Raw genomic sequence first — 17,608 nt, 5'->3', positions numbered from 1 at the left:
CGACTCGGTACCCGCACGAAAGGGTGTACCCGCCACCGTTCCGGACAATGTACGGACCACCGTTCCGGACGACGCACGGATCACCGCCCCGGACGGCACGCGCGTCACCGTCCCCGCTCCGTGCGGGAAGGACGCCGCTCGCGCCGTCGGGAATGCCGGCCCTTCCGTGCCACCGGCACGTTCAGCATGTCTCCTGCCCGGGCCGACCGGTGGAACACCCACGGATTCGGACGGAACCCGTGACGATCGCAACGCGCTCGTCACATCCGTCACAGGGGACAGCAAAGGGGGCAGCGCAGAGGACACCGGACGGGTCGCCGCCCGCCCCGCGGACCGTGGGCGTCGTCCGCATGTTCGTGCTCCACCCGTGCGCGCCCGCTCCACTCCCCTCGCCTACTCGGAGGCGAGAGCCTGGTCGAGCGTGTCATGGAGGACGAACACCGAGTCGGCGCCGGTGATCTCGAAGACCCGGGCCACCACCGGCTGCATCCCCACGAGATGCACCCCGCCGCCCGCGGCCTCGGCCTTCAGCCGGGCACCGAGCAGCACATTGAGCCCGGTGGAGTCGCAGAACTCCAGCCGGGAGCAGTCCACCACCAGGCGTGCGAAACCCTTCTCCAGGCAGTCGTCGAGCGGCTCGCGCAACAGATCGGCGGTGTGGTGATCCAGCTCACCCGCCGGTGTCACGACAGCGCTCGTGCCCTCTTCGCGCACCTCGACCAGAAGCCGGCCCGACTGTGCGCTGCCGACCGTCCCGCGGTCCATGCCGTCCCTCTCCCGACCGTTGTGGCTCTTGCTTGACGCCCTCGAACACTACGCCTTCCCCACGACTCCCGACACCCGAACAAACGCACAAACCCGGACAACGTGCAGCTAAACGCACTTGCAACGGGCTTGTGGAAGCGGGTAGGGCTAGTAGGGACACCCAATCGACACGGCCGGCTTTGGAGGCGCCGCACACCGCAGTGCACGAATGGCTTCGGCTGCCACATGCCGAGAACGATGGAGGACATCATGTCACCCCGGCTCGACGAATCGCATACCCAGAGGGCGACGTCGACACGCTCCCCGGAACGACGGGAGTTCGAACCCGCTGTCGAGTCCCTCGAAGGGCTCGAGGCGCTGGAGGACTTCGAGAACCTCACCGGGTCCGACCCCCTGGCCGGACTCCCCGAGATCCCCCCGTACGACGAGGTCGGACCGGTGGACGCGCGGGCGCTGTCCAAGACCCTGTTCCAGCGCCTGGAGTCCCTCGAAGAGGGCACCTACGACCACTCCTACGTCCGCAACACGCTCGTCGAGCTGAACCTCGCCCTGGTCAAGTTCGCCGCCTCCCGGTTCCGCACCCGCAGCGAACCGATGGAGGACATCATCCAGGTGGGCACGATCGGCCTGATCAAGGCAATCGACCGGTTCGAGCTGAGCCGCGGGGTGGAGTTCCCCACGTTCGCGATGCCGACCATCATCGGCGAGATCAAGCGGTTCTTCCGCGACACCTCGTGGTCCGTGCGCGTGCCGCGCCGGCTCCAGGAACTCCGCCTGGACCTGGCCAAGGCCAGCGACGAGCTGGCCCAGCAGCTGGACCGGGCGCCCACGGTGACCGAGCTTGCGGACCGTCTCGGCCTGTCCAACGACGAGGTCGTCGAGGGCATGGTCGCCTCCAACGCGTACACGGCGTCGTCCCTGGACGCGCAGCCCGAGGAGGACGACTCCGAGGGCGCGCTCGCGGACCGCATCGGCTACGAGGACCACGACCTCGAGGGCGTCGAGTACGTCGAGTCGCTGAAGCCGCTGATCGCCGGGCTGCCGCAGCGCGACCGGAAGATCCTTTCGCTGCGGTTCGTGGCCAACATGACCCAGTCGGAGATCGGCGAGGAGCTCGGCATCTCCCAGATGCACGTCTCCCGGCTGCTGGCCCGCACGCTCGTCCGGCTGCGCAAGGGCCTGGCGCTCGAGGAGTAGCCGACGGTCCGGCTTCCGAGGAGCAGCCGACGGAACGGCTTCTTCTCCGTGTTCGCCTGCTTTCCCCTGTTCCCCTGTTCTCTTGTCCTCTTCCGTCCCTCTTCCCTGCCTTCCCGCCCCGTCCGTCGTGTTCCCCGTTCCGGTCAGGTCACGCGTTCTCCGCGACGCCAGACCTGCGCGGCCAGGGGGACGCCGGGGCGGTAGGCCAGGTGGACGTGGCTGGGGGCGTCCAGGACGACGAGGTCGGCGTACGCCCCCGGGGCGAGCCGGCCGACGTCGTCCCGGCGCAGGGCGCGGGCGCCGCCCGCGGTGGCCGACCAGAGCGCCTCGTCCGGGGTCATGCCCATGTCCCGTACGGCGAGGGCGACGCAGAACGGCATCGAGCTGGTGAACGACGAGCCGGGGTTGCAGTCCGTGGAGAGCGCGACCGTGGCCCCGGCGTCCAGCAGTCTGCGGGCGTCGGGCCACCGGGCGCGGGTGGAGAACTCGGCGCCGGGGAGGAGGGTGGCCACGGTGCCGCTGTTCGCCAGGGCGTCGACGTCCGCGTCGGTGAGGTGGGTGCAGTGGTCGGCGCTGGCCGCGTCGAGCTCCACCGCAAGTTGCACGCCGGGGCCGTGGGTGAGCTGGTTGGCGTGCAGGCGCGGGTGCAGGCCCTTGGCGCGGCCCGCGGTGAGGATCGCGCGGGCCTGGTCGCCGTCGAAGGCTCCCTTCTCGCAGAACACGTCGATCCAGCGTGCGTGCGGGGCGCAGGCGTCGAGCATCGCGCCGGTGACCAGGGCGACGTAGGCCGCCGGGTCCTCGGCGAGCTCGGGCGGCACGACGTGTGCGCCGAGGAACGTCACCTCGTCGGTGTGCGCGGCCGCGATGCGCAGGGCGCGGGCCTCGTCCTCGACGGTCAGTCCGTAGCCCGACTTGGTCTCGAACGTGGTCGTGCCCTGGCGCAGTGCCTCGCCCAGGTAACGGGTGAGGTTCGCCTCCAGTTCCGCGTCGGTGGCGGCGCGGGTGGCCGCGACGGTGGTGCGGATGCCGCCCGCCTCGTAGCGGCGGCCGGACATGCGGGCGTGGAACTCCGCGGTGCGGTCGCCCGCGAAGACGAGGTGGGAGTGGGAGTCCACGAAGCCGGGGATCACCGCCCGGCCGGCGGCGTCGACCCGATTGTCAGTGGCGGGTGCTTTGCTTGATTCACCGGTCCACACGACGCGGTCGCCCTCGATGACGACGGCCGCGTCCCGGACCGCGCCGAGGGGGTCCGTGTCGCTGAGGGAGGGGTCGTTGGTGATCAGCGTGGCGATGTTCGTGATGACCGTGCTGCTGCTCATGGTGTCCTCGGTGGGGGCGATGGCGGGCGCGGTGGTGGGTGCCGGGGCGGTGGCGGTGACAGTGGCCGTGGCGGTCGGGGAGGTGGCCGGCGTCCTCAGCCGCGCAGCGCGTCGATCGCTCGCGCCAGCGCCGCCGGCACCTCCGGTACGAGCGCGTGGGCGCCGTCCCGTACGACGTGCCGGCCTCCGACGACCGTGTGGCGTACGTCCGCTGCCGTCGCGGCGAATACCGCGGTCTCCGCGCCCAGCCGGGGCAGCGCTCCCGCGGTTCTGACGGAGTCGAGGGCGATCGTCGTGAGGTCGGCGAGCGCGCCGGGTTCGATACGGCCCGCCTCGTCCCAGCCGAGGGCGGCGTGGCCGTCGGCGGAGGCAGCGCGCAGCAGGGCGGCCGCCGTCCAGTGACCGCGGGTGCGGGTGCGCAGCCGTTCGTCGAGCTCCATCGCGCGCGCCTCCTCCAGCAGGTCGATGACGGCGTGGCTGTCGGAGCCGAGGCTGAGCGGGGAGCCGGCCCGCTGGAGGGCGGCGGCGGGGCCGATGCCGTCGGCGAGGTCCCGTTCGGTGGTCGGGCACATGCAGGTGCCGGTGCCCGAGCCGCCGAGGAGCGCGATGTCCTCGTCCGTGAGATGGGTGTTGTGCACCCCGGTGGTGCGCGGGCCCAGCACTCCGTGGTCGGCGAACAGCCGGGCGGGGGTACGGCCGTGGGCCTGGCGGCAGGCGTCGTTCTCCGCCGTCTGCTCCGAGAGGTGCACATGCAGCGGGGCCCGCCGTTCTTCGGCCCAGCCGGCCACGGTGGCCAACTGGTCGGCGGGCACGGCCCGTACGGAGTGGACGGCCGCACCGATCCGCGCGTGATCCCGTTCCTTGAGAACTGAACAGCGTTCGGCCCAGGCCTCCGCGGTGCCGTCGGAGAAGCGGAGCTGGTGGGTGGTGGGCGGCCGGCCGAAGCCGGCGGAGAGGTAGCAGGTGTCGAGGAGGGTGATCCGGATGCCGGCCTCGGCGGCGGCTGCGATCAGTGCCTCGCCCATGGCGTTGGGGTCGGCGTAGGGGGTGCCGCCGGGGGCGTGGTGCAGGTAGTGGAACTCGCCGACGGCGGTGATCCCGGCGAGCGCCATCTCGGCGTACACCGCGCGGGCGAGCGCGTGGTACGTGTCCGGGGTGAGCCGGTCGGCGGTGGCGTACATGACCTCGCGCCAGGTCCAGAAGGTCCCGGAGCCGACCTGCACGGTGCCGCGCAGCGCACGATGGAAGGCGTGGCTGTGGGCGTTGGCCAGCCCGGGGAGCGTGAGGCCGCGCAGCACCTCGGCGCCGGGTGGCGGGGCGGGGGTGTCCGTGCGGACGGTGGTGATCCGTCCGTCGGCCGTCCCGACGGCGACGCCCGGTTCTACGTGGTCGCCGAGCCAGGCGTGCTCCAGCCAGTAGGTCCGCGTCACCTGTGGGCCAGCCCTTCCAGTACGTCGGCGAGCGCGGTGACGCCGGCCGTGCAGTCGTCCTCGGTGGCGTGCTCGGCCGGGGAGTGCGAGACGCCGGTGGGGTTGCGTACGAACAGCATGGCGGTCGGGACGGCGCCGGAGAGGATCCCGGCGTCGTGTCCGGCACCGGTGCCGAGAACGGGCACGGTGAGGTCGCTGCCGGTGCCGAGGAGGCGGGCGATCTCGTCGCGCAGGGCGTGGTCGAACTCGACGACGGGGGTGAACGACTCGCGGACGACGTCCAGTTCGACCCCGTGGGCCTCGGCGTACTCGCGGGCCGCCTTCTCCAGGGCGCCGGTGACGGTGTCGAGGGTGGGCTGGTCGGCGGCGCGGGAGTCGAGCCAGCCGCGGACGAGGGAGGGGATGGCGTTGACGCCGTTGGGTTCGACGGCGACCTTCCCGAAGGTGGCGACAGCGCCGGCACGGGCGGCCTCGCGGCGGGCGGCGAGGACCGTCTCGGCGTAGGCCGGCATGGGGTCGCGGCGGTCGGTGAGGCGGGTGGTGCCGGCGTGGTTGGCCTCGCCGCGGAAGTCGTAGCGCCAGCGGCCGTGCGGCCAGATGGCGCTCGCCACGCCGACGGGGTCCCCGGTGAGGTCGAGGGCGCGGCCCTGTTCGACGTGGAGTTCGACGAAGGCGCCGATACGGGCGAGCCGTTCGGGGTCGGGGCCGAGGGTGTCCGGGTCGTACCCGGCGGCCTCCATGGCACGCGGGAGCGTGATGCCGTCGGCGTCGGTGAGGCGGTGGGCCGCCTCGACGGTGAGCGCGCCGGAGGTGAGCCGGGAGCCGACGCAGGCGAGGCCGAAGCGGGCGCCCTCCTCGTCGCCGAAGTTGACGATGCCGAAGGGCCGGGTGAACGGCACGCCCCGGGCGCGGAGTTCGTCGAGGGCGGCGAAGGCGGAGACGACCCCGAGGGGGCCGTCGAAGGCGCCGCCGTCGGGCACGGAGTCCAGATGGGAACCGGTGACCAGGGCGTTCCCGGCGGCGGGGTCGCCGAGCCAGGCCCACTGGTTGCCGTTGCGGTCGGTCTCGTAGGTGAGTCCGCGGGTCTCGGCCTGCGCGCGGAACCAGGCCCGGCAGTCGGTGTCGGCGGGGGTCCAGGCGAAGCGGCGGTAGCCGCCGGAGGCGGAGCTGCGGCCGACCGGCAGCAGCTCCGCCCACATGCTGTGGAAGCTCACGCCGCGCCGCCCTCGGGCGTCTCGTCGCCCTCGCGCATCGGAACGCGCACGCCCCGCTCCCCTGCCACGTCCTCGGCGATGTCGTACCCGGCGTCGACGTGCCGGATGACGCCCATGCCGGGGTCGTTGGTGAGGACGCGGCGGATCTTCTCGCCGGCCAGCGGGGTGCCGTCGGCGACGGTGACCTGCCCGGCGTGGATCGAGCGGCCCATGCCGACGCCGCCGCCGTGGTGGAGGGAGACCCAGGAGGCGCCGGAGGCCACGTTGACCATGGCGTTGAGCAGGGGCCAGTCGGCGATGGCGTCGGAGCCGTCGAGCATCGCCTCGGTCTCGCGGTACGGGGAGGCGACGGAGCCGCAGTCGAGGTGGTCGCGGCCGATGACGACGGGCGCGCTCAGCTCGCCGCTCGCGACCATGTCGTTGAACCGCTCGCCGGCCCTGTCCCGCTCCCCGTAACCGAGCCAGCAGATACGGGCGGGCAGGCCCTGGAAGTGGACCCGCTCCCCCGCCATCTTGATCCAGCGGGCCAGGGACGCGTTTTGAACAGACTCAGCCTCAGGGAAGAGGTCGAGGATCGCCCTGTCGGTCTTGGCGATGTCGGCGGGGTCGCCGGACAGGGCGGCCCAGCGGAAGGGGCCCTTGCCCTCGCAGAACAGGGGGCGGATGTAGGCGGGGACGAAGCCGGGGAAGGCGAACGCCCGCTCGTACCCGGCGAGCTGCGCCTCGCCGCGGATCGAGTTGCCGTAGTCGAAGACCTCGGCGCCGGCGTCCTGGAAGCCGACCATGGCCTCGACGTGCCGGGCCATGGACTCGCGGGCCCGGGTGGTGAAGCCGGCCGGGTCCTTGGCGGCGGCGTCGGCCATGTCCTCGAAGGCGATCCCGGTGGGCAGATAGGCCAGGGGGTCGTGGGCGGAGGTCTGGTCGGTGACGATGTCGACGGGGGCGCCCATGGCGAGGAGCCGCGGCACCGCCTCGGCGGCGTTGTCGAGGACGCCGATGGACAGCGGCTTGCGCTGGTCGCGGGCCTCGGTGGCGAGGTGGAGGGCGTGGTCGAGGGAGTCGGCCCTCACGTCGAGGTAGCGGTGCTCGATGCGGCGGTCGATGGCGCGCGGGTCGCAGTCGACGCAGATCACGACGCCGTCGTTCATCGTCACGGCGAGCGGCTGGGCGCCGCCCATGCCGCCGAGTCCGGCGGTGAGGGTGATGGTCCCGGCGAGGGTGCCGCCGAACCGCTTGGCGGCGACGGCGGCGAAGGTCTCGTAGGTGCCCTGGAGGATGCCCTGGGTGCCGATGTAGATCCAGGAGCCGGCGGTCATCTGCCCGTACATGGTCAGGCCGAGGGCCTCCAGACGGCGGAACTCCTCCCAGTTGGCCCAGTCGCCGACGAGGTTGGAGTTGGCGAGCAGGACGCGCGGCGCCCACTCGTGGGTCTGCATCACGCCGACCGGGCGGCCCGACTGGACGAGCATGGTCTCGTCCTGCTTGAGGGTGCGCAGGGTGCGGACCATGGCGTCGAAGGAGCGCCAGTCGCGGGCGGCCTTGCCGGTGCCGCCGTAGACGACGAGTTTGTCGGGGTGTTCGGCGACCTCGGGGTCGAGGTTGTTGTGCAGCATCCGAAGGGCGGCCTCCTGCTGCCACCCGAGGGCGCTCAACTCCGTACCGCGCGGGGCTCGGACTGGACGGGGTCCTGACATGGGTGCCTCCCGGGCCGGAATGTGGAACTGGGACTGGGACTGGGACGGATCTGGATATGGATCTGGATCCGCGTTCGGGTCCGGATCCGGGTTGCAGATATTCACATCGTCGCGTGCTGAATAAGGCTAGTCAATACGGTCTCCCGGGCCGGCTCGGTGTCCGGCGCGGACACGCCGGTCCGTCGGGGTACCCGCCCGGACGCGCCGGACGTGCGGTCCGTGGGAACCGTGCGGCGGCGCGGGCGCGTGGCCATGGGCAGGACGTGCACAGGGGACGTGGAGCGAACGAGGTGACGGGGACCCCGATGGAGCAGAGGGAGCAGAGGGAGCCGAGGGAGCAGGCGGACGAGGGCCGGGCCGCGCGGGAGGCGCGGGCCGTGACGGAGAACGTGTGGGGTCCGGCGGCGGGCGGTCCGCTGTCCGAAGCCGACCGGGAGCGGGTGGCGCGGCGGGACGAGGCGGTGCGGGCCGCCGTCGAGCAGGGGCTGCTCGGGCCGGGCACGCCCGTGGCCGGGCTGCTGGACGTGGCCGGGATACGGGAGGCGGCGGCGGAGCTGCGGGCGGCGTTCGAGGCGGTCCTCCCGGCCGGCACGCCGGTGCTGCACGCGTTCGCGGTGAAGGCGGGTCCCCTGGTGCCGGTGCTGCGGCTGCTGCGGGAGGCCGGGATCGGGGCGGAGGTGGCGAGCCCGGGTGAGCTGGCCCTGGCGCGGGCGGCCGGGGTGCCGCCGGAGCGGACGGTGCTGGACTCGCCCGCCAAGACCCCGGCGGAGCTGCGCGAGGCGCTCGCGCTGGGCATCGCCGTCAACGCCGACAATCCGCAGGAGCTGGCCAGGATCGACGGCCTGGTCCGCTCCGCGCCCACCCGCTCGCCCCTCGGTATCCGGGTCAACCCGCAGGTCGGGGGCGGTGCGATCGGGGCGCTGTCGACCGCGACGGCGACCTCGAAGTTCGGGGTGGCGCTGCGGGACGAGGGGGCGCGGGAGTGGCTGCTGCGCGCGTACGCCGAGCGGCCCTGGCTGACCCGGCTGCACGCGCACGTGGGCTCGCAGGGCATCCCGCTGTCGCTGATGGTGCGGGGCGTCGGCGAGGTGTACGCGCTGGCCGAGGAGATCAACCGGCGGGCGGGCCGGCGGCAGGTCGAGGTGCTGGACATCGGCGGCGGACTCCCGGTGAACTTCGGCTCGGAGGCGTCGACGCCGACGTACGCGGAGTATGCGCGGCTGCTCGCGGAGACGGTGCCGGGGCTGGTGGACGGGCGGTACGGGCTGGTCACCGAGTTCGGGCGGTCACTGCTGGCGAAGCACGGGGCGGTGGTGGCGCGCGTGGAGTACACCAAGAGCGCGGGCGGGCGTGCGGTGGCGGTGACGCACGCGGGCGTGCAGGTGGCGACGCGGACGGTGTACGCGCCGGGGGCGTGGCCGGTGCGGATCGCGGTGTACGACGCGAAGGGGCTGCCCAAGGAGGGGCCGCGGGTGGTGCAGGACGTGGCGGGGCCGGCGTGCTTCGCGGGGGATCTGCTGGCGGAGGGGCGGCGGTTGCCGGTGCTGGAGCCGGGGGACGTGGTGGCGGTCCTGGACGCGGGGGCGTACGGGTTCGCGCACCACTACGCGTACAACGCGTTGCCGCGGGTGGGGGTGTACGGGTACGTCTCCGACGGGGGGCGGGGCGGTGGGGTGCGGTTCGCGACGGTGCGGGAGCCGCAGACGGTACGGGAGATCGTGACGGAGTCGGGCGGGGCGCACGCGGGTGCGCTGACCAGCCTTTGACCGCCCCTGACAGGGATGCGGGGCTGTGTCGGTGCGCGGCTCCGCCGCGCGGGCGCGAGAAGCCCCACCCGCCCGCACGTCAGGGGTCCAAGGGGCGGAGCCCCTCGAAGGGACGGGAAGGGCAGGGGCCGCCGGGGGCGAGAAGAATCCCGCGCCCCCCACGGCCCCCACCCACAGCCGAGCCGAGCCGACCCACATTAGTCACCCCTCCGCATGTTCCACCGGAAAATGCCAGAACAGTCACCCCTCGCGCACACGTTGCGTAGCGTCGGCGTCACTCATCCGTACCCGAGGCGGGAGGGGAGCCAGGGTGCCCGGTATCGACGAGTGCCTGCTGGAAGCCATGCGACTGCCCGGCGCGAGAGGCGCCGCGGTGGTCGACTGGACCAGCGGTCTGACGCTGGGCGTCGTCGGGGAGTCCCCCGGCGGCGACCACGAGACGACCGCCGCGGAGGCCGCCGAACTCGCCCGGCTGGCCGCCGAACACCGCTGCTTCGCCCCGGCGGACGGCTCCGACTGGTCCGGCCCCGACATCCCCGTCGAGGACCTGATCATCAGCAACAGCGACAGCTACCACCTGCTGCGCTTCGTCCCGACGACGTTCGACAGCAGCGTCTTCCTCCACCTGTGGCTGTCCCGCGTCGAGGGCAACCTCGCGCTGGCCCGGATACGCCTGGGTGAGATGGCGGGCCGGCTGGTGCTGGGATGACCATGGTCGCGACGCCCACCCCGCCCCCGCCGCCCGCGCTGCCGGTGCGGGACCGCACGCGAATACCGGCGGGCAGCCTGTCCCCGATGCTGGTCCGGCTCGCCGCCGAGCGGGCCACGGGCGTGCTGATCCGGGAGCGCGGCGCGCTCTACCTGGCCGACGGCCAGGTGGTGCACGCCGAGAGCCCGGACACCCCCGGCCTCGACGTCCTGCTCACCGCGCACGGCGTACTGGACGCGGAGGGCTGGCGCGAGGCGTTCGCCCGGGCCGGGGAGGACGGGCGGGTGGGGCGGTACCTGGTGGACCGGGGTCGGCTGACCACGGGCGCGCTGGAGCTGTGCCACCTGGGGGCGCTGTACGACGCCGCCTACTTCGTCCTGGAGCCGAGCAGCGCCCCGGCCCGCTTCCGGTACGGGGACGCGCACTGGCTCGGCCCCGTGCACCCGGTGCCGGTGGCGGCCGTGGAGCGGGAGACGCTGCGCCGCCGGGCGCTGCTGCACCGCATCTGGCCCGACCCGGCGCCGGACGAGGCCCCGCTGGTACGGAGCTCACCGGCGGCGGCACCGGCGGTGCCGCCCCGGCAGGCCGCGGTGCTGCGCCTCGTGGACGGCCGGCGGACGGCGTCGGACATCTCCCGCGCGCTGGGCCGGCCGGCCTTCCACACCCTGGTCGACGTGCACCGGCTGGCCGCGGCGGGCCTGCTCGCCCCGGCGGACCCGCCCGGCACGGCGTACGCCCACCCCGCACCCCGGGCGCCCGCGGACCCGCCCGCACCAGCCCCGGCCCCGCTCCCGCCCCCACCCCCGTCCGCTCCGGGCGGGCAGCCCCCCGCGTACGTCGAGGCGCTGCCGCAGGACACGGCCTGTGCCGACCCGCACATCACGCTGCTGCGCCGGCTCCGTGACGCCCTGGAGGCACTGTGATCCGCGCGCTTCGCCAGCGTGCCGAGAGGAGACTGCTGATGGCCGCCGAGGCCGAGGTCCTCGACGAACTGCGCCGGTTGAGGTCCCGCGTACCCCAGTTGACCGGCGCGCTCGCCGCGAGCGTCGACGGGCTGGTGCTCGCGCACGACACCCCCGGCGTCGAACCGGAGGGCGTGGCCGCGCTGACGGCGGCCGCGCTGGGCGTCGCCGTGCGCATGACGGACGCCACCGCGCAGGGCGACTTCCGCGAGCTGCTGGTGCGCGGCGTGTACGGCTACGTCGCCACCTACGCCGCCGGGCGCTCCGCCGTGGTGACGCTGCTCGCCCAGGACCGGGTCAACGTCGGCAGGCTGCATCTGGAGGGGCGCCGGGCCAGTGCCCGTATCGGGGAGCTGGTCGACGCCGCCGCGGTCCGCGCCGAGGCGGCACCGCCGCCCCCGGCCGGGCCGCCGGACAAGCTCCCCGCCAAGCCCCCCATGAGGCCCACCGCCAGGTCCGCCGCCGCGCGGACCCGCGCCGCGCGCCCGCCCGCGAACGCCCCACGCTCCGCGGCGAACGCGCGCGCCACGGAGAACACCGCGGAGAACAGCACGGAGAGCACCGTGCAGAACACCGCGGAGAACACCGTGCAGAACTGACAGACCGACACCGACACCTCTCATGAGCGAACACCCAACGAGAACCGCAACCGAAAGGGATCACCCCGTCATGGCGAACACCGAAACCGCGCTGAAGGAAATCCTCGCCTCGATCGAGGGCTCCACCGGCGCCGCGCTCGTCGACTACACCAGCGGCATGGCGCTCGGCACGATCGGCGGCAGCAAGTCCTTCGACCTCACCGTGGCCGCCGCCGGCAACACCGACGTCGTGCGCGCCAAGCTGCGCACCATGGAGCACCTCGGCCTCAAGGGCGAGATCGAGGACATCCTCATCACCCTGTCCGACCAGTACCACATGATCCGGCTGCTGACCGGGCGCGGCGGCAACGGCCTCTTCCTCTACCTGGTGCTCGACGCCAAGCGCTCCAACCTGGCGATGGCCCGGCACCAGCTGAAGCGGATCGAGGAGACCCTGGAGGTCTGAGCCGCCACCGGCCGAACCGGCCCGGCCACGAACCCCGACGGCCCGGCCGTCAGACCAGCGCGGCGGCGCGGCGGCGCGCCCCTCCGGGGGCCGCGTCGCCCGCCGCGATGCCGGTGCGCCGGTAGCCCTTGACGGTCCGCCCCGCCGGGGCGCCGGCGCCCCGGCCGAGCCAGTCGACGCGCACCCACAGGAGCCCGTCGCCGGCACGTTCGAGGCGGCCGAGCCAGGCCGCCTTCAGCCGCAGCCCGGTGCCGAGCCCGGCGAGCAGCATGCCGCCGGCGGCGGGCACGGCGAAGGCGGCGCCGAGCGCGAGGAGGAAGCCGAGCAGCAGCCACCAGCGGTGCCCGCGGCGCCAGTTGCGCACGGTGACCGCACGGTCCTGGAGCACGTCGTACTTGCCGGCCCGGGCGGCACCCCGGGCCAGCGCCCGGTACCCCTTGCGGCCGCGCAGCGCGACGACGGCGAGGCTCACGAGATACAGCGCGGCCCCGGCCAGGACGCCGATCCGGCGTCCGGTGAGCCCCGGCACCAGTACGCCGATGCCCGCCGCGCACACCCCGAGCCACCACATCGGGGCGGCCCCGGCCCGTACGACGACGGCCACCCGGGCCAGCCCGTGCCCTCCGCGCCCCTCGCGCCCGCCCCGTCCTTCCCGCTTCTCCTGCCTCTCCCGGCCTTCCCGTCCTGCGCGCGCCACGCCGTCCTCCCGTCCGTCCGTGCCAAAGGGATTTCCGGCACCGCAGGCTAGTGGGGCAACGTGAGAACGACCTGAAAAAGCCCTACTCGACGAACAGGCCGCGCCGGGCCGCCCGCACGTCGAACTCCTCCAGGCGGGCCTGGGCCTCCGGCAGCCCGTCGCACATCGCCTCCAGGAGCACCCGGCCGAGCAGCATCGGCGCGCACGCGGTGTCGAAGGCGAGCCCGGTGCCGACGGCGGCGGGCAGCAGCAGGTCGGACACCTTGGCGACCGGCGCGAACGCGGAGTCGGCGACGGTGACGACGGTCAGCCCCGCCTCCTTGGCGTACGCGAGGGTGTCGACGACCTCGCGCGGATGCCGGGGCAGCGCGAAGCACAGCAGGGTGGTGGCGCCCGCGCGGACGGCGGCGTCGACGCGGTCGTGGACCATCGTGCCGCCCTCGTCGAGCAGCCGTACGTCCGGATGGACCTTGGCGGCGAAGTACGTGAAGCCGTACGCCTGGGACGCCGCGGCGCGCAGTCCGAGCACCGGCAGCGGCCGGCTCGCGGCGAGCAGCCGGCCCGCCTCGCGCACCGGTCCGGGGTCGGCGAGCACCTCGGCGAGGTGCCGCAGGTTCTCGATCTCGGCCTCGACGGCCTGCTGGTACTCGTTGTACGAGGCGCTCCCCGCGGGTGCCTCGGCGGGGGCGACCTCGCGCAGATGGCGGCGGAGCGCGGGGTAGCCGTCGAAGCCGAGGGCGACGGCGAAGCGGGTGACGGAGGGCTGGCTGACCCCGGCCAGCTCGGCCAGTTCCACGCTGGACAGGAACGGCACCTCGGCGGCACGGCGGACCATGCTGTGGGCGATGCGCCGCTGGGTGGGCGTCAGCCGGTGCCCTTCGAAGAGCGTCTGAAGCCGCGCGGCGGGGCTGTCGGTCGCGCCACTCATGGTGTGGTCCCCTCGCCGTGTGCCACCGGACGCGGCAGCAGCGGCGGACACGGCCGCGCCCACCGCCCTGTCCGTCCTATTCAGGTCCCTGGAATTCTGCATGAACGTATGCAGGGGCGGCAAGGAGGGACCGGCGGGGGACCGGCCACCCCGATCCGGCACTGGGGGGTTCTCCCCAGTGTCACGGCGGCCCGCGCTCCCTACCGTGGTCCCCATGAGCGGTATGGACGCGCGCGACGCAGAACTGAAGAAGGAACTCGACGCCACCCTGCACGCGCGCAGGGAGCTCGGCGAGGAGTACGAGTCCGCACTGGTCGACTCGTTCCTGGAGAAGGTCGACCAGCGCATCGACAGCACCGTCGACCGGCGGGTGCGGCGCCATCTGGGCGAGCAGCAGCTCGTGGTGGCGCGCGGATCGGGCCGGCCGCGGCCCACGGACTCCTGGGGGGAGCGGTTCGGCTTCGGAGTGGTCTCGCTGGTGCTGGCGATCCCGCTCTCGGCGATCGGCGGCGGGGTCGCCCATCTGCCGGGGCTGGTCACGGCGTGGCTCGGCATCGTGGGCGTCAACGTGGCACAGGTGCTGCGCACCCAGCCTGCCCTCCTCGGCCGCCGCCGGTCCTCCCAGGACGATTAGGTCCTCCCAGGACGATCATCAGGCCGTCCCAGGACGGGCAGGCCCTCCCAGGATGGTCAGGGGGCCACCGCGCGAAAGCTTGCGCGGGGACCGCCAACACCCCCGGGTGACCCGGGGGGCGGGACGACGGCGGTCCCCGCGAGGGACGGCGGCAGCCGGTCAGAACGGGCCGCGCGTCCGTGGCGCCATGGAGGTCCGGGAGCCGCTCCGGAAGCTCGGGACGCCATACGGTGCCGGCCCGGGCGGGGAGCCGCTCCCGCCCCTTGCCGACATCCACCACTGTGCCCCTCGCGTGTTAAGCGGGTGCTGCGCGGACGTGACGCCCTCGTACCACTTCCGCGAAGTCCGCGGGCCGGGCGTCCCCTGGCGCCTACTGCTTGTCGCGGCCGGGCGTCCCCTGGCGCCTACTGCTTGCCGGACGTGGCCAGGAAGGCCAGCAGGTCCTGCCGGCTGACCACCCCGGTGGGCTTGCCCTCCACCAGCACGATCGCCGCGTCCGCCGCGCCGAGCACGGTCATCAGGTCGGCCACCGGCTCACCGGAGCCGACCTGCGGCAGCGGCGCGGACATGTGCTTCTCCAACGGGTCCTCCAGGGAGGCCCGCTTGGCGAACAGCGCGTCGAGCAGTTCCCGCTCGACGACCGAGCCGACGACCTCGGCGGCCATGACGTCCGGATGGCCCGCGCCCGGCTTCACGATCGGCATCTGCGAGACGCCGTACTCGCGCAGCACGTCGATGGCCTGGCCGACCGTCTCGTCCGGGTGCATGTGGACGAGGGACGGGATGTGGCCGTGCTCCTTGTGGTTCAGCACGTCGCCGACGCGGGCGCTGGGGCCGGAGTCGTCCAGGAAGCCGTAGTCGGCCATCCACTCGTCGTTGAAGATCTTGCTGAGGTAGCCGCGGCCGCTGTCCGGGAGGAGGACGACCACCACGTCGTCCGGGCCGAGCCGCTCGGCGACCTTCAGGGCCGCCACGACCGCCATGCCGCAGGAGCCGCCGACCAGCAGCCCCTCCTCCTTGGCGAGCCGGCGGGTCATCTGGAAGGAGTCCTTGTCGGAGACGGCGACGATCTCGTCGGCGACACCGCGGTCGTACGCCTCGGGCCAGAAGTCCTCACCGACGCCCTCGACGAGGTACGGGCGCCCGGAGCCGCCGGAGTAGACCGAGCCCTCGGGGTCGGCACCGACCACCCGCACCCGGCCCTCGCTCGCCTCCTTGAGGTAGCGGCCGGTGCCGGAGATGGTGCCGCCGGTGCCGACGCCGGCCACGAAGTGGGTGATCCGCCCCTCCGTCTGCTCCCACAGCTCGGGGCCGGTCGAGTGATAGTGCGAGAGCGGGTTGTGCGGGTTGGAGTACTGGTCCGGCTTCCAGGCGCCCGGGGTCTCGCGCACCAGGCGGTCGGAGACGTTGTAGTACGAATCCGGGTGCTCGGGGTCGACGGCGGTCGGGCAGACGACGACCTCGGCGCCGTACGCGCGCAGCACGTTGATCTTGTCGGTGCTCACCTTGTCGGGGCACACGAAGACGCACTTGTACCCCTTCTGCTGCGCCACGATCGCGAGCCCGACGCCGGTGTTGCCGCTGGTCGGCTCGACGATCGTGCCGCCGGGCCGCAGCTCGCCGCTCTGCTCGGCCGCCTCGATCATGCGCAGGGCGATGCGGTCCTTCACCGAGCCGCCCGGGTTGAAGTACTCCACCTTGGCGAGGACGGTCGCCTCGATGCCGGCGGTGACGCTGTTGAGCCGCACCAGGGGGGTGTTGCCGACGAGGCTGATCATCGAGTCGTGGTATCGCACCGTTGTCTCCGGTCGCAGCGATGGGGAAATGGTCGTGATGGTCCCGCCAGAGTAAGCGCTGCGCTGGTCAGACGGTTGCCCGCGGCCGTTGGTCACCGTCCGTCCACCTCCCGTCGGGATTGGCCGACCGACCGTACGGGGCAAGCAGTGGGTGTACGGCTATGAGGAGGTGGCGGCGGAGCATGACGAGCATGTCGAGGGCGCGGGTGGCCCGGCGGATCGCGGCCGGCGCGGCGTACGGCGGTGGCGGGGTCGGACTGGTCGGCGCGGCCGCGGTGGGCCTGGTGCTGGCGGAGATGCAGCTCGCCAAGCGTCATGTGGGCAACGGGCAGAGCGCGCCTCCGCCGAGCGCGGACGGACTCTACGGGCGGGCGTTCGCCGTGCCCGGCGAGCCCCCGCTGCGGCTCACCATGCTCGGCGACTCCACGGCGGCGGGGCAGGGCGTGCACCGGGCGCGGCAGACGCCGGGCTCGCTGCTCGCCGCCGGGCTCGCGGCGGTGGCGGAGCGGCCGGTGGAGCTGCGCAACGTGGCGGTGACGGGGGCGCGGTCGGACGACCTCGAACGGCAGGTCGGGCGGGCGCTGGACGATCCGGCGCGGGTGCCCGACGTGTGCGTGATCATGATCGGCGCGAACGACGTCACCCACCGGGTGCCGCCGACCCGCTCGGTGCGGTGCCTGGCGGCCGCGGTGCGGCGGCTGCGGACGGCGGGGGCGGAGGTCGTCGTCGGCACGTGTCCCGACCTCGGGACGATCGAGCCGGTGCAGCAGCCGCTGCGGTGGCTGGCACGGCGGACCTCGCGGCAGCTGGCGGCGGCGCAGACGATCGGCGCGGTGGAGCAGGGCGGCCGTACGGTGTCGCTGGGCGATCTGCTCGGCCCCGAGTTCGAGGCGAACCCGCGGGAGCTGTTCGGCCCCGACAACTACCACCCCTCGGTGGAGGGGTACGCGACGGCGGCGATGGCGGTACTGCCGACGGTGTGCGCGGCGCTGGGCCTGTGGCCGGAGGAAGAGCGGCCGGACGCGAGCCGGCGCGAGGGGTTCCTGCCGGTGGCGCGGGCGGCGGCGGAGGCGGCGTCGGAGGGCGGTACGGAGGTGGCGGCGGCGATGCCGGCCGGCCAGCGGGGACCGTGGGCCCTCCTCAAGCGCCGCCGCCGGCGCCGGGTCCCCACCCCGGACGCGACCCCGGCGGAGGCCCCCCACTAGGGGCTCCACCCCCAGGGCCGCCGGGTGGGGGGACTGCGTCCCGGCGGGCGGGTGCGGGGTGCGTCGTGGCTGCTCGCGCCCGCGCGGCGGAGCCGCAGATTCAGCACAGTCCCGCGCCCCTGACGGAGCCTTGGCCCGGCGGGCACGTGCGGGTGCGTCGTGGTCGCTCGCGCCCGCGCGGCGGAGCCGCAGATTCAGCACAGTCCCGCGCCCCTGACGAGCCTCAGCCCGGGTGGTACGTGCGGGAG

Annotated in this window: 16 protein-coding genes; 8 read left to right on the top strand and 8 right to left on the bottom strand. The window is 73.8% G+C overall.

Going from position 1 to position 17,608, the window contains the following annotated elements:
* Positions 1-393 precede the first annotated feature (393 nt).
* Positions 394-765 carry an STAS domain-containing protein gene (locus IO29_RS03150; protein WP_030377535.1) on the bottom strand — a complete coding sequence of 124 codons (372 nt, stop codon included), beginning with the start codon at positions 763-765 and terminating at the stop codon, positions 394-396.
* A 237-nt stretch (positions 766-1,002) separates the two neighbouring features.
* Here IO29_RS03150 and IO29_RS03145 point away from each other — a divergent pair, with 237 nt between their 5' ends.
* Positions 1,003-1,962: an RNA polymerase sigma factor SigF gene (locus tag IO29_RS03145; RefSeq protein ID WP_030377534.1), complete on the top strand. Its 960-nt coding sequence runs from the start codon at positions 1,003-1,005 to the stop codon at positions 1,960-1,962.
* A 143-nt stretch (positions 1,963-2,105) separates the two neighbouring features.
* Here the strand turns inward: IO29_RS03145 and hutI are convergent, their stop codons facing one another.
* From hutI to hutU, 4 genes are all read right to left on the bottom strand, one after another.
* Positions 2,106-3,281: an imidazolonepropionase gene (gene hutI, locus IO29_RS03140; RefSeq protein ID WP_030377533.1), complete on the bottom strand. Its 1,176-nt coding sequence runs from the start codon at positions 3,279-3,281 to the stop codon at positions 2,106-2,108.
* 95 nt (positions 3,282-3,376) lie between these two features.
* On the bottom strand, positions 3,377-4,711 hold the full coding sequence (locus IO29_RS03135) for a formimidoylglutamate deiminase (RefSeq protein WP_030377532.1): 1,335 nt from the start codon (positions 4,709-4,711) through the stop codon (positions 3,377-3,379).
* Positions 4,708-5,925 carry an allantoate amidohydrolase gene (locus IO29_RS03130; protein ID WP_030377531.1) on the bottom strand — a complete coding sequence of 406 codons (1,218 nt, stop codon included), beginning with the start codon at positions 5,923-5,925 and terminating at the stop codon, positions 4,708-4,710. Before IO29_RS03130 ends, IO29_RS03135 begins: the two co-directional genes overlap by 4 nt.
* Positions 5,922-7,619: a urocanate hydratase gene (gene hutU, locus IO29_RS03125; RefSeq protein WP_030377530.1), complete on the bottom strand. Its 1,698-nt coding sequence runs from the start codon at positions 7,617-7,619 to the stop codon at positions 5,922-5,924. The genes IO29_RS03130 and hutU overlap by 4 nt, the downstream gene beginning before the upstream one ends.
* A gap of 305 nt (positions 7,620-7,924) precedes the next feature.
* Here hutU and IO29_RS03120 point away from each other — a divergent pair, with 305 nt between their 5' ends.
* The 5 genes from IO29_RS03120 (at position 7,925) to IO29_RS03100 (ending at position 12,100) form a co-directional block, all read left to right on the top strand.
* Positions 7,925-9,385, top strand: coding sequence for a type III PLP-dependent enzyme domain-containing protein (locus tag IO29_RS03120; RefSeq protein WP_078618068.1), 1,461 nt, complete (start codon positions 7,925-7,927; stop codon positions 9,383-9,385).
* A gap of 310 nt (positions 9,386-9,695) precedes the next feature.
* The gene (locus IO29_RS03115; protein ID WP_030377528.1) at positions 9,696-10,094 is read left to right on the top strand and encodes a hypothetical protein; all 399 of its coding nucleotides are present in this window, start codon (positions 9,696-9,698) and stop codon (positions 10,092-10,094) included.
* Positions 10,091-11,017 (top strand): hypothetical protein, encoded by a 927-nt coding sequence (locus IO29_RS03110; protein WP_030377527.1) that lies wholly within the window; start codon positions 10,091-10,093, stop codon positions 11,015-11,017. Before IO29_RS03115 ends, IO29_RS03110 begins: the two co-directional genes overlap by 4 nt.
* A 38-nt stretch (positions 11,018-11,055) precedes the next feature.
* Entirely contained in the window at positions 11,056-11,655 is a 600-nt protein-coding gene (locus IO29_RS03105; protein WP_051707421.1) for a roadblock/LC7 domain-containing protein, read from the top strand.
* Between the two features lie 70 nt (positions 11,656-11,725).
* Positions 11,726-12,100 carry a roadblock/LC7 domain-containing protein gene (locus IO29_RS03100; RefSeq protein WP_030377525.1) on the top strand — a complete coding sequence of 125 codons (375 nt, stop codon included), beginning with the start codon at positions 11,726-11,728 and terminating at the stop codon, positions 12,098-12,100.
* Positions 12,101-12,149: 49 nt separating this feature from the next.
* Here IO29_RS03100 and IO29_RS03095 read toward each other — a convergent pair whose 3' ends face one another.
* Positions 12,150-12,797, bottom strand: a complete 648-nt coding sequence (locus tag IO29_RS03095; protein WP_420705350.1) for a hypothetical protein — start codon at positions 12,795-12,797, stop codon at positions 12,150-12,152.
* A gap of 82 nt (positions 12,798-12,879) precedes the next feature.
* A complete protein-coding gene (locus IO29_RS03090) occupies positions 12,880-13,725 on the bottom strand; it encodes a MurR/RpiR family transcriptional regulator (RefSeq protein WP_030377523.1) in 846 nt (281 codons plus the stop codon).
* Positions 13,726-13,948: 223 nt separating this feature from the next.
* Between IO29_RS03090 and IO29_RS03085 the strand changes: the two genes are divergently transcribed.
* Complete coding sequence (locus IO29_RS03085) at positions 13,949-14,359, top strand: hypothetical protein (RefSeq protein WP_030377522.1); 411 nt, start codon at positions 13,949-13,951, stop codon at positions 14,357-14,359.
* Positions 14,360-14,763: 404 nt separating this feature from the next.
* On the opposite strand, the gene IO29_RS03080 is transcribed toward IO29_RS03085, so the two are convergent.
* Entirely contained in the window at positions 14,764-16,155 is a 1,392-nt protein-coding gene (locus IO29_RS03080; protein ID WP_030377521.1) for a cystathionine beta-synthase, read from the bottom strand.
* 182 nt (positions 16,156-16,337) lie between these two features.
* Here IO29_RS03080 and IO29_RS03075 point away from each other — a divergent pair, with 182 nt between their 5' ends.
* Positions 16,338-17,360, top strand: coding sequence for an SGNH/GDSL hydrolase family protein (locus IO29_RS03075; protein WP_199806830.1), 1,023 nt, complete (start codon positions 16,338-16,340; stop codon positions 17,358-17,360).
* Positions 17,361-17,608: the final 248 nt, after the last annotated feature.

It is taken from the genome of Streptomyces sp. NRRL F-6676, assembly GCF_000725625.1.
GTDB lineage: Bacteria > Actinomycetota > Actinomycetes > Streptomycetales > Streptomycetaceae > Streptomyces.
Note: the sequence above shows the minus strand (reverse complement) of the source record. Positions and strands in the feature narration are given on the sequence as shown.